The 11,958-nt window shown below is 68.4% G+C and carries 10 protein-coding genes; 2 read left to right on the top strand and 8 right to left on the bottom strand.

Annotation, left to right across the window (positions count from 1 at the left end; translation table 11 throughout):
- Nucleotides 1-15 precede the first annotated feature (15 nt).
- Both AC1Q6C_RS31330 and fabG read left to right on the top strand, forming a co-directional pair.
- Nucleotides 16-951, top strand: a complete 936-nt coding sequence (locus AC1Q6C_RS31330; protein ID WP_161121761.1) for a hypothetical protein — start codon at nucleotides 16-18, stop codon at nucleotides 949-951.
- 50 nt (nucleotides 952-1,001) lie between these two features.
- Nucleotides 1,002-1,700: a 3-oxoacyl-ACP reductase FabG gene (gene fabG / locus AC1Q6C_RS31325; protein ID WP_161121760.1), complete on the top strand. Its 699-nt coding sequence runs from the start codon at nucleotides 1,002-1,004 to the stop codon at nucleotides 1,698-1,700.
- A gap of 188 nt (nucleotides 1,701-1,888) precedes the next feature.
- Here fabG and AC1Q6C_RS31320 read toward each other — a convergent pair whose 3' ends face one another.
- The 8 genes from AC1Q6C_RS31320 to AC1Q6C_RS31285 form a co-directional block, all read right to left on the bottom strand.
- Nucleotides 1,889-2,482 (bottom strand): hypothetical protein, encoded by a 594-nt coding sequence (locus tag AC1Q6C_RS31320; RefSeq protein WP_161121759.1) that lies wholly within the window; start codon nucleotides 2,480-2,482, stop codon nucleotides 1,889-1,891.
- 14 nt (nucleotides 2,483-2,496) lie between these two features.
- Nucleotides 2,497-3,078 (bottom strand): hypothetical protein, encoded by a 582-nt coding sequence (locus AC1Q6C_RS31315; protein ID WP_161121758.1) that lies wholly within the window; start codon nucleotides 3,076-3,078, stop codon nucleotides 2,497-2,499.
- A gap of 231 nt (nucleotides 3,079-3,309) precedes the next feature.
- Nucleotides 3,310-4,893, bottom strand: coding sequence for a peptidoglycan DD-metalloendopeptidase family protein (locus AC1Q6C_RS31310; RefSeq protein WP_161121757.1), 1,584 nt, complete (start codon nucleotides 4,891-4,893; stop codon nucleotides 3,310-3,312).
- Nucleotides 4,890-5,735: a hypothetical protein gene (locus AC1Q6C_RS31305; RefSeq protein WP_161121756.1), complete on the bottom strand. Its 846-nt coding sequence runs from the start codon at nucleotides 5,733-5,735 to the stop codon at nucleotides 4,890-4,892. Before AC1Q6C_RS31305 ends, AC1Q6C_RS31310 begins: the two co-directional genes overlap by 4 nt.
- A complete protein-coding gene (locus tag AC1Q6C_RS31300; RefSeq protein WP_492667021.1) occupies nucleotides 5,735-7,768 on the bottom strand; it encodes a hypothetical protein in 2,034 nt (677 codons plus the stop codon). Before AC1Q6C_RS31300 ends, AC1Q6C_RS31305 begins: the two co-directional genes overlap by 1 nt.
- Before the next feature lie 98 nt (nucleotides 7,769-7,866).
- The gene (locus AC1Q6C_RS31295; protein WP_202427399.1) at nucleotides 7,867-10,914 is read right to left on the bottom strand and encodes an ATP-binding protein; all 3,048 of its coding nucleotides are present in this window, start codon (nucleotides 10,912-10,914) and stop codon (nucleotides 7,867-7,869) included.
- The gene (locus AC1Q6C_RS31290; protein WP_161121755.1) at nucleotides 10,911-11,309 is read right to left on the bottom strand and encodes a hypothetical protein; all 399 of its coding nucleotides are present in this window, start codon (nucleotides 11,307-11,309) and stop codon (nucleotides 10,911-10,913) included. Before AC1Q6C_RS31290 ends, AC1Q6C_RS31295 begins: the two co-directional genes overlap by 4 nt.
- Before the next feature lie 45 nt (nucleotides 11,310-11,354).
- On the bottom strand, nucleotides 11,355-11,663 hold the full coding sequence (locus AC1Q6C_RS31285) for a hypothetical protein (protein WP_161121754.1): 309 nt from the start codon (nucleotides 11,661-11,663) through the stop codon (nucleotides 11,355-11,357).
- Nucleotides 11,664-11,958 lie beyond the last annotated feature (295 nt).

Here is an 11,958-nt window from a genome sequence, read left to right as displayed (position 1 = left end):
AATACGCTGGCTCGCATGACTATTCAGGGGACGTGGATTGCGGTCGACAGAATCGGCACCAACTACGGAGAAGACGTCTTCATTCATTCCGCGGGTGGGGCACGGGTGGCGAGGCCGCTGAACCGCGCGAAGATCGGCCTCGACAAGAAGGGGGAGCAGGTCGTTCGCGCGGTCATCAACGCCGCACTCGAAGGCCGCGAGATCCCGAAGATCGAGGGCCTGCACGTCGAGACCCACCAGGTCGACGCGTCCGACGGAACACCGGTCGGCCTGATCGTCTGGGTCGGAGCGCAGCCGCCCGGGCCGCGCCCGGTCTACAACGCGTGGATTCTCGACATGGCGGTCATGACCACCCGAACGAGCGGCGACAATCCTGCCCTCATCGGTGACGGCCGCGAAGCCAACGAGGAACGCCACGTCCAGTACCTGTTCACCTGGCTCAACCCCGAGGACGCCTGGAACATGGTCGGGGGCTACTACGACGCGCTGACCGGCGACGACGGCCTCCTGATCGACAGCTACTGGAGCCTGCGCCCGCAGGGCACGTGGGTGCACTTCTGGTCGAGCTGCCGACTCCGCGTCGACGAGAACGACGGCCGCACCCTCTACGGCCTGACGATGCAGCTCGAGAAGCGTGACCTGCTCGAGGCGAACATCTCCTCGCTGGTCCGCTACTCCAACGCGACCCTGCTGCTCGTCGAGGCACGCAACAAGATCCCACTCACCACCGTCGGCAAGCTGGCCCCCCTGGGGGAGGGTCGAGTCAGCCAGGTCCTCGACCAGGTCGATCTCGCCGAGCTTGCGAACACCGAGACGCCGGAGGACGGGGAGCAGAAGATCGTGATCGACGGCGTTCCGTTCATCGCGGCGTCGTTCCCGCTGCACTCGTCCCGTGAGAAGCACGGCGATCCGGTGGCGATCATTCTGCTGGTCGAAGAAAAAGACGCCTGAGATCACCCGACCAAACACCGCTCACCAGAATCTATTTGGAGGACCTACCAGTGCGCATTCTCGTAACCGGAGCCAACCGCGGAATCGGAGCCGCCATCGCCACCCAGCTCGTCAAGGAGGGACACACCGTGTGGGGAACCCACCGCGGCTCCTCCGTCCCTGACGGCGTCCACGGAGTCGAGTGCGACGTCACCGACGAGGCGTCCGTCGACGCAGCCTTCAAGCACATCGAGACCGAAGACGGCCCCATCGAGGGCGTGGTCGCCAACGCCGGCATCACCAGCGACACCCTGCTCATGCGCATGAACACCGAGAACTTCTCGCGCGTCATCGACACCAACCTCACCGGCGTCTTCCGTGTCGTCCAGCGCGCCACTCGCAACATGCTCAGGGCCCGCGCCGGCCGCATCGTGATCATCGGCTCGGCCAGCGGAATGTCCGGCTCGGCCGGCCAGGTCAACTACGCCGCCGCCAAGGCCGGCGTGATCGGCATGGCCCGATCCATCGCGCGCGAACTCGGCTCACGCTCGATCACCTGCAACGTCGTCGCCCCGGGATTCACCGAGACCGACATGGCAGTTGCCATCGGCGAGAAGAACATCGAGCTGGCCAAGCAGCACATCCCGATGGGCCGTTTCGGCAAGCCTGAGGAGATCGCCGCCACCGCAGCGTTCCTGTTCAGCCCCAACGCCGGCTACATCACCGGCACCGTCATCAACGTCGACGGAGGAATCGGCATGGGGCACTGATGAATCGAAAAGGGCTGTCTAGCAGGTAAAACGACACGTCCCGCAGATTCCAAAGAAGAAGGCCGGCCTGGCGCTCACCCGTTCGCAACGAACGGCGGAGACACCGGGCCGGCCTTCTTCGTTCTCCACCCGCGACGGCCGCCGCAATAAACGGCCACTGATCAGGTAAGACGACACGTCCCCGGACCCTACTGGGAGTCGCGCAGCTCCTCATATGCGGCCTGCGCCTTGGGAAGCGATGCCGGGTACTCGCCGGCCGCGGTCTCGCCCTTCTTGTAGAAGTGCTCCTTCTCGTTGTAGCCGCGCGGATCCGCGTACTGGACGGCCAGGGCGTACGCGACAGGATCATCCGCGCTGATCGTGACGGTGGCGGCGTTGTCCATGAAGGTGTTCGTCGCGGCCCGGACTACGTCCGCGGAGTCGGCCGGAAGGTTGTAGAACAGCCGCCATCCGTAGATGTCACGAATATCCGTGGCCGGAGGCGACATCCGAAGCCCGGACTGCCACCCGGTTTCGGCTTCGCTGGACACGAGCGCGGCGATCGCCTGTTGCGGTGTGCCTCCGCGCTGCTCGACGGTCTCGACGATCGCACTCGTCGACGTGCGTAGTCGATCGGCGATGAACTCGTCGGTGCCGAACGCGGACTCGGTCGGGGCCGTGGACGTGGACGTCGTCGGCGTGCTGGTGGGTGCACTGGTGGCTTCGTCGTCGCTGCTGCACGCGGTCAGGCCAACGGCGAGCGCAGCCGTGATCAGTGCTGCGGCGATGCTCGTGCGGGTCATGGGTTCTCCCGTGGTCAGTAGCGGATGTCGTCGATGAGCCAGCGGTCGCCCTCGCGAACGACGGTGACCCACACCGTGGTGTCAGGTTTGACCGTATCGGTGCCGGTCTCGGTGACCGCGGTCTGCTTGATGGTGGCCACGCGCTGGACGACCGTGTCGGTGTCCTCTGGGCAACCGGAGCACCCGACGGTGACGTCGGCGATGACCTTGGCCTGGTCCTGCCCCCACTGGGCCCACTGGATGCCCGGGCCTCGCTCGGTGCGTGCGTCGACGTTCATGCGGCCGGCGAGGTTGTCGGTCAGCCAGTTTCGGGCCCGCCCGTAAGCGTCGTTCGGCGTGGCATCGGTGGCCGGGTACCAGGTGAACACCACGGTCAGGCCCTGCCTGGCGGCCTCGTCGGCACCCTGGGCGGCGGGCTGCTCGACCTCGATCTCGGCCTCGGCTGGCGGCGCGACCGGCGTGGTGGTGGACGCACTGGTGGCCGGCGGGACTGCCTCGGTCGACTCCTCGCCGTCGGTCCGTGCGAGGAACGAGTAGGCCAGAACTCCGATGACAGCGACCGCCAGCACCACGATGACGAGTGTTCGAGCCCTCATTGAAACCCCCTCTTGTGCCCAGTGATTGGGCCATTGACCAGCATAAACGACACGTCCCCCAGGAAGGGAATGGGTGGTCGGCAGCATCCGGCCGCCGGGCGGCGGTGACCTCGAGGTCGGGAGGTGCCCCTCGTCGAGCGGTGTGGAGATGACCGAAAACGGCGGGGCGCGAGGAGAACTCCCCGCGCCTCGTCCGAAAACCGCGTATGAACTGCATAGATGACACGTCCCCTACATCACCCGCCGGGCCTTCATCCCGGCCTGAAGGGGCGCTTCCTTGACGACATCGCCGGTGGTGGGGGCGTGGACCATCTGCCCGCCGCCTGCGTAGATCCCCACGTGGCCAGGTCCGTTCGGCCCCCAGCCGCCGAACACCAGGTCACCTGGCTGGGCGCGGTCGATCGGGATCTCGACCCCGACGCTCCACTGCTCCTCGGAGGTGCGGGGGAGTGCGACCTTGCCGGCGCTTGCTGCGTGCACCGCGAACGAGGTCAGGCCGGAACAGTCGAAGCCGCCGTTGGACGGGCCGCCCGTTCCGCCGCCGCCCCACACGTACGGAGTACCGAGGTACTCGCGTGCAGCCGAGACAACCTGGCCACTGTCCCCTGCGGCGTCCGGGATGAACCGGCCCCGAGAGTTCGGGTTCGCGAACGTCGCCCGAGCTGCGGTGATCTTCGCGACGTAGTTCTGCGTCTCGCTGTAGGGCGGTATCCCGCCGTACTTCTGCACGGCACCGCCACCGGCGTTGTACGCGGCCAGCGTCAGCTCGATCGGATCGCCGGGAACCGACGACACCTCCTGGTAGAGCGCGCACATGAAGTGCGCCTGCGACATCACCGCGTCCCCGATCGAGTTCGCGTCCGCCTTGCCATCTCCGTCGTAGTCCTTGCCCCAGGTCGCCCAGGTGCCGGGCATGAACTGCGCCGGCCCCATCGCGCCCGACGGCGAGACGGGGGCGTTGGCCCCGTGGCGGAAGTTGTTCTCCTGCTGGAGCTGCGCGGCGAGCAGTGGGGAGTCGATCTCCGCGCACACGCTGCCCGCGCGACGCAGCCACGGCTCGAACTCCGCCGGCACGGCGGCGAACGCCAGCTCGCCGCCGCCGGCCATCCCGAATCCCGAGCAGTCGGCCGTCGAGCGGGTAGCCGCCACGAGCTGGACGCCGTTGTTGCTCACGTCGATGAACTGGCCGCCGCCACCGCCCTGCTTCTCGATCTCGGGGAGCACGGTCAGCGGGTCGATGGCAGTTCCGCTCTGCAACCGGCCCCCCTCCCAATACTCGAAATGCAGGTGCGGGCCGGTCGATCCGCCGGCGTTGCCGATGTCGGCGATGTGGTCGCCGGCCTTGACCTGCTGGCCCTGCTTGACGCGGATACCGTTCGAGAACATGTGCCCGTAGACCGTCGAGACCGGTTTGCCGTTGACGTTCGAGTCGATGATCACCCAGTTCTCGAATCCGACCCCGGGGCCCTCGCCCGTGGCCCCGGCTGCAACAACTGTGCCGTCGAGTGCGGCGAGGATCGGTGTCCCGACCGGTCCGGCCAGATCGTCACCCTGGTGCTGTGCACCCCACCGCTCACCGAATCCGGAGGTGTAGGTGGTGGTCCCGGGGTTGACCGGCAGGCGGATTGGCCCGGACATCGTCAGTTTCAGATCCTGCGAGATCGACGACGAGCTGCCGTCATCGCCGTCCGTCGAGACGGTCCGGCAGGGATCGCGGGGGATGACCGGCGCACCGACCGAGCACGCGGAGGTGCCGAGAACGACGGACGCAGCGCCGGCCAGCAACAGCGCCCGCCCGGCGCTGCCGCGGTTCACCGTCCACCCGGGATCGGGGTGTCGAGTTCCGGGATCGGAATCGGCCCGGGCACCGGAACCGGATCGCTGGCGCGGTCCCGGGTCGGCGCCGAGGTGGGCTCGTCCAGATCGAACGTGGACTCCTCTGTCGTCGACGCAGCGGCACTCGAGGTGCGCGGCGCCGCAGACGGTTCGGGCGCCACGCTGGTGGTGGGTGCCGAGGTGCGCTCCGCTGCCGGGGAGGCTGGCGGCGCGGCCTTCTCGACCGCGGTCAGATCGAGGGTGGGCAGGGGCGTCTCGACGACCCACCGCTTGCCGCTCGCGCCGCCGGCGTCGGCGACGGTGAGCGTGACCGTCAGGTCCCCGGCCTGCGTCGGGACGGTCACCCGCGCGGTCTTGCCGTCGGCGCCGTCCGTCAGGGTGCTGACCGTCGGGCCGGTGATGACCACCGGCGTACGCGGCCGCGCCGCGATGACGGACTCACCCGGCTTGTCGGTGGTGAAGCGGCCGATCGCGCTCGCCCACTTGCTGTCCGAGGTGGTGGTGTCGACGAACGCGTGCGCGTACGCCATCGCCGTGGCCGGGGCACTCGAGGCCGCCCACACCGCGGTCTTGGCGACGACCAGCGATTCACTGACCTCGTCGAGCTCGTAACTGATCGACTCCGCCGACGGCGGCGGCTCGGTGGCCACCGTGTCGGTTTCCTGGGCCGCTGCCCGGGGCGCCGGGGTCTCCCCGAACACTGCCCCGGCAGCGAACAACACGGCCACCACACCGGCGATCGTGAGCGCCAGGTTGGTGCGCGAGTAGAGCACCCACCGGCGAATCGGTGCGAGAACAGGATTGGGCCCGGACGACGCCATCAGATGTACCGATCCTTCGTGATCGAGCCCGACGGGGCTGCGGAGGTCCACACCTTCGTGGCCGATCCGGACTTCGCCGGCGCACCGGAGCTGGTCGCGGTGGCGTGCGACTTCTGCCGCGGCGCGGGCGTGAAGACCTTCATCGGTGCGATCGCCGACCGGTCACCGCCGTCCCACCGCTGCCCGACACTCGCGCTGAGCAGTTCCTTGCGGGCCTTGCGCTCCTGGACGATGCTCTCGGCCTCGTCCTGGTCGAACCGCTTCCACGCTGCGGCACCGGACTTCACGGCCTGATCTGCATCCTTGCCGTCGATACCGCCCTTGCCGCGGGCCATGTCGCGGCTGGCCACCGCTGCGATCCCCGCGATACGCGCATCACGCTCGGCGCCCGAGCTGGCAGCCTGCCCCATCCGCGCGGCACGGCCGAGGCCCTGCGCCTTGCGGGCATCGGCACGCGACTTGGTGAGGGCCTGCTGACGCTGGTTGTTGAGCGCACGACCCTCGGGGCGGGTCACGGCGTTGCCCTGGCCCTCGGCGACACCGTCAAAGGTGCGTCGGCCGGCGAAACGTCCGGCGGCCTTCTCCGCGATCGCCTGCGCAGGACCACCGACGGCGAGGCTCGCCGCGTCGAACGCCTTGCGCTTGAACGACTTCTTCGCATTGCGGGACTTGCGGTTGACCATGCTCGCCGAGTTCTGCGTGAACGTCTGACTCATCCGCTTGAACGGCCGCATGATCGCCCAGCACACGACCGTCAGCAGGATCATGAACCACAGCCGCCAGGACCCGTCGACGGCGCCGTTGGAGTTGACGTAGAGCTGCACCAGCGCCATCAGGTAGACCGCCACGATGACCGCGCCGGCCACGCCCCACATGTAGGCGGAGGCGAGCATGCGCATCACCCGGGACAGCCAGCCGCCGTAGGCGATCGCGATGGGGATCCAGATCGGCGCGAACAGCACCGCGAACCGGATCGCCATCAGGGCCGTCAGCTTCAGCAGGGACGCCCCGATCCACAGCAGCGACGGCATCGCCAGCTTGAGCATGCCCATGAACCCGATCGAGGTTCGGCCCGAGTCCTTGCCCTGGAACTGGTGGTAGGAGAGCTGGTAGTCGGTTTCGAGCGACGTGACGATGTCGCGGAACTTGTCTGCCTTCTCCTCGGCGAGCGTGGCCTGGGCCTTGGGGTCGTCCTTGACCTCGTGCTGCTGGTCGTAGGTGAACGCCAGCGAATCGCGCAGCTTGGGGCCGAGTTGGGCCTGGTCTGCCGGGTCGTAGTTCTGGCCGAACCAGCCCTTGCGCCAGTCGTCGAGGTAGATCTTGTCGATCAGCACGTTCCGCGGATCGGTGGCACCGCTGGCCAACGAGTCCCCGTTCGGGCCGAACGTCACCGCGAAGATCTCATCCTGCGTGTCGGTGATGAGCGATCCGAAAGTGTCGTCCGCGACCTGGAGCGCCTTCTGCGGAGCACCGACCATCAGCGCGCCGAGCGCGAGACCGGCGGCGGCCATCGCCGTGGTGCGGGTGACTCCGGCCGAGTCCTCCTTCATCGACTTCCACAGCACGATCGCCGCGACGACGACCAATCCGATGCCGACCCACTGGCCGTAGATGCCGCGCAGCCCCTTGCTGATCGAGAAGACGATCTCGTCGAACTTCGCCAGCGCCGGCTCGACTCCCGCCTCTGCGGCAGCCTGGCCCGTCTTGGTCTGGTCGTCGAGCCAGAACGCCGCGGCCGCCATCGACTTGCCGATCGTCATGAACGCATTGCCGAGCGTGGTGTCACCGACCGCGTCGGGAGCCCGAACCAGGTCGGCGCCGCAGCCGAGGTCGTAGGTGTTCCACTTCAGTCCGGCCCACCCGTAGGTCTGGTAGCCGGTCCCCCCGCCGTGCGCCCGATCTGCGCTGGTCGAATCGAAGGTGGTTTCCAGGACCTCGTTGGGGAACTCGGGTTTCGGGACGTCCTTGCAGTCGAAACCGCCGGCAGCGGCCACACCGCCGCCGAGGCCGATCAGGGAAATGGCGGCGAGCATCAGCACCACCAGAACGCGGCTCACAAGCCCCATACGCCGCCCGGAACGGCGAGGGGAGGGGGAACGGTCCTGCGGGGCGCCCTGGCGCCGCTGGGGGCTCACGCGGCACCGCCTCGGGTCGCGCGCGAGTCCAACGCCTCGAACACGTGCGCCAGATGGACGAAGTGCGTCCAGTCCGAGCGGATCAGCTCGATGTCGTCGGCCATCTTCACCACGAACCGGCGCGCCTGGTCGAGGTGTTCGGTGTCGGTGTCCTCGTCGAGGGTGTCCTCGCCTCCGCCACCGAGACCGGCCAGCAGCGACTCGTAGCCCTCGCCGACGGGAAGGTTCAGCAGCTTCAGGGCGCCTTCGATCGCGTGGGCGTTGCCGCCGAGGTCGCCGATGATCACCTCGTACGTCAGCGCGGACTTGTCGTCGGTGCCGTCGACGCCGAGGTAGTCGTCGGGGAGCTGCGAGCAGACGAGTGCACGAACCTTGTACTTGCGGGAGTCGCGCGCGATCCGCAGGTTCAGGGTGCGGCCGGCGCCGGTCTGCTCGAGGTACTTGTTCTCGTCGAGGAACAGCACCTTGCGCTCGTAGCGCGGCAGCTCGTAGACGAGACGGTTCGCCATCCACGCGGCCATGTGCATCAGCGGGCCGGCCATCCGCTGCTGCGGAGTCCACTGCGACGGGTCGGTGCCCTCGGGCGGCAGTTGCAGACCGGGCATGGTCAGCACCGTCAGGCGGATGCCGTCGGCGACGAAGTCGTCCGCATCGCCGGTGGTGCCGCGCTCGGGGAACAGGACTCGGGCCTCGGCCAGATCGGACATCATCGACAGGTCCTGGTGCACGGACCGTGCGCACGAGCGCAGGTCGATGTTCTCGTCGTCGGCACCGATGCGTGCGATGGCGTCGAGGACTTCGCGCAGGTTGTGGTGCCGCTCGCCGCCGACCATGTTCGCTGCCGTCTGGAGCACCGTCTCGGTCCACTCGTGCTCGAGGCGCGCGGGGGTGAGCATCATCTTGAGCACCGAGACCGCCACCGAGATCCGCTCCGCCTGCGCGGCACGCACATCGGCCTCGTACTGCGCCTGCGCCGCCGCGACCGGATCGGAATCCTCGACGTAGTCCGCACCGCTCGGGTCGTACTCCGGATCGCTGCGGCGCGGATCGACAATCACTCGGTACGGGTTCAGCGAGCCGGGCCGCGAGGTGCGCCCGGTCAGCGCCTGGACTTCGGCGATGCCACGGAACTCGGGGAGCTGCGCGAGCTTCTTGAGCGGTCCGGACGGGTCGAGCACCACGCCGTAGGCGCCAGCGCGCACCGCCTGGTAGACGAGCACCCCTGCGAGGAACGTCTTTCCGGATCCAGGAACGGCGACGATCGGGGTCAGGCCGGACTTGTGCTTGGACTCGTGCGCGGCAAACAGGTTCCAGATCGCCGGTCGCGGCGCGATCGAGGCGGTCTGCCCGATGACGACGCCGGTGCGGTCACCGATCCGGTCACCGACCGCAGCCATGCCGGCCGAGAGAGCTTCGACGTTCATCCGCCGGCAGTGCGCGATGTTCGCCAGCGGCTCACCCGGGATGAACTCGCGCAGGAGCTGGTACTGGCCGTGCTCGTGCTCGAGGCGGATCCGCGGCGAGTACATCTCCTGGAGCAGTGCGACCTTCTGCTTCGCCTCCTCCGGCGTCGATCCGACCACGAGCACGCGGTAGAAGCCCTCGGTGCGCACCGACAGCCCGGAGTGGTCCTCTTCGATGTCGGAGATGGCGCGTTGCGCGAGCGCATGCTGCTCGGCCAGCTCCGGGGGCGGCGACTGGTCGTGCTCGATCGTGTAGTGGTCGAACTGGGACTCGATCCGGTCGCTCAGACGGCGCAGGCTGCGCAGGCTCTGGCTCTTGGTCTTGAGCGTGATCCGCTCGGACCACTCCAGCGGTTCGCCCGACGGGTCGCCGATCACCTGCCAGGGCAGCATCTTCTCCGGGATCGGCAGCGGCGCCATCCGACCGACCGTGAGGACGATCGCGTAGCCGGTGTAATCGCGGCCGCCGACCTGCCCGCGCACCGTGGTGTAGCCGTCACCGGGGGTGAGTTCGAGGTTGGTGAGGTCTTCGAGCGCGGCGACGTCGGACTCCTCCCAGTCGCCGCCACCGGAGATCACGCCATCGGCGTCGAGCGGCAGCCCGAGCGATGCCGAGCGCAGCAGCAGGTAGTCCATCTGTGCGGCATTGGCGGGCTTGGCGCCCACGCCCTGCCCGGACAGGTGCCGCTCGATCGTCGCGAGGTGATCGGCGATCGCCTTCTGCTCGTTGAGGAACGCATCACGCGCCCACTTACGAACCAACCGCGCGAACGAGCCGAGCAGCGGGGCGTCGATGACCGGGACCAGCCACTGCCCGACCGTGTCGAGGCCCTGCGCAAGCACCGACCGAGGCGGCAGCTCCACACCCCAGTAGCGACCCTTCTGGGTCGGGTTACCCCACAGCATGGCGTGCTGCTGCCCGCGCAGGTAGTCCGCCCACGACAGGGCGCCGGGCACGTCCAGGATCGGCTCGGCCCACGCGTCATGGTTCTGCGCCCACTGGCGCACCGGCCACGGCGTGCGCACCAGCCGTCGATGCAGCCCGGTCACACCGGATTCGGCGAGGTTCGCCACCACCAGGGCCTCGTTCTGGATGTAGCGGCGCTGCTTGCCGACCGGTCGCATGTTCCACGGGCCCGGCGGCTGCACGAACCACGCCGTCGACTGCCGGCGGGTGCGGGTGACGTTGCCCTCCACGCCGACCAGTTCGAGACGCACCGCCTTGCGCTCACGGTCGTCGCGCTTCTTCGCGGCCTTCACCTGGCGAGTGATCTCGGCATCAGGGGTGGCGTTGCGTCCCCGCCCCCGCCCGCGCCGCTTGCCGGCGGGCTCGGCCTGCTCCGGTGCGGGCTCGGGGACAACGGCCGGCGCGGGCGGCGCGACCCGGCTGTCGGGGACCTGCGACCATGCCAACTCCTGCGGCCGCGGCGCCAGAGGTGGAGTTGCTGCGGCGCCGCGATTGGCTGCCATCGCCGCCGCCCACGACGGCGGCAACGCACCGGGCGGAAGAACGGTCGGCTCCGGCTCGTCGAAGTTCGGGTCGAACAGTGCGGCGATGTCGTTGTCGGACTGCATGGTCATCGGGGCAACTCACCTTCGATCGGCGCGGACGTGGGCGCGCTGCGCTGCGCGCGGATAGTGGCGGGAATGCGAAGCACGACGGTCTGTCCGGGCTTCGGCGGGCGCGGGGCGTTCAGGTCGTTCCATGCGGCCCGCAGCACCGACCGGACCGGTCGATCGGCGTTGACGTACTTGGTCACCTTCGAGGTCAGCACGACGGTGAGAACGACCATCACCGCGAGCGATCGGAAGCCCAGCGGTACGTGCACGATCGCGCGGCTGACGAAGAAGATGGTGCCGAAGATCGCGACCCCGAGTCCGATCGCCGCGTAGCGGATCCGGAACGGGAACGTCCACCCGGTCGGACCGAGGAATTGCCGGTCCACTCGGTGCAGCAGGTCGTCGTTGTCGATCACGGTCGGCTCCCTTCGCGGTTCGGTCGGAGGTCGGGGGTGAGCACGTCAGACCTGGATGCCGATGAGGCCGAGGAGGAAGTTGCCGACACCGGTCGCGGCGCTCTGGCTCTGGGCGATCGAGAACCACGCCAGTCCAACGAGGGACAGGCCGCCGACGGTGACGACCTTCGACAGGTTGCCGCGCATGCCACCCATACCGATGACGCACCCGGCCAGAAGCAAAATTGTGAAGACGATGTTGTCGCCGATCCAGGCACGCAACCCGCCGGTCGACACCTCCGTCGTCTGGGCGAGTACGTCGATGTGAGGGGGAGCGGTCGTCGCCAGTTCGACAACTGCGGAGGTGAGGGACATTGGACTCTCCATCGCGAGATCGGTTGGTGCACCTGAATGTGGATGCACGCGAACGTAAGTCGATGTCCGTTTTCACCTCAACGGGGTGTCAGGGGGGCATGCGCGGTATCGCCACAGGTCCGGGCGCTGCGAGACCCCGAAAGATTCGTTCTCGTGGGGTCGGCGAGTACCGCCGTTTCGGCCTTCTCGTGGCACTGCGGTGCGCGGTGCGCAACGGCGCTGCGCGCAAGCGGATTTCAGGGCGTCGACCGCACGACTGCGAGGGGTGGTCACACGAGCAAGCCGAGCGGTGCGG

Source organism: Rhodococcus sp. MT28 (assembly GCF_058792695.1).
Note: the sequence above shows the minus strand (reverse complement) of the source record. Positions and strands in the feature narration are given on the sequence as shown.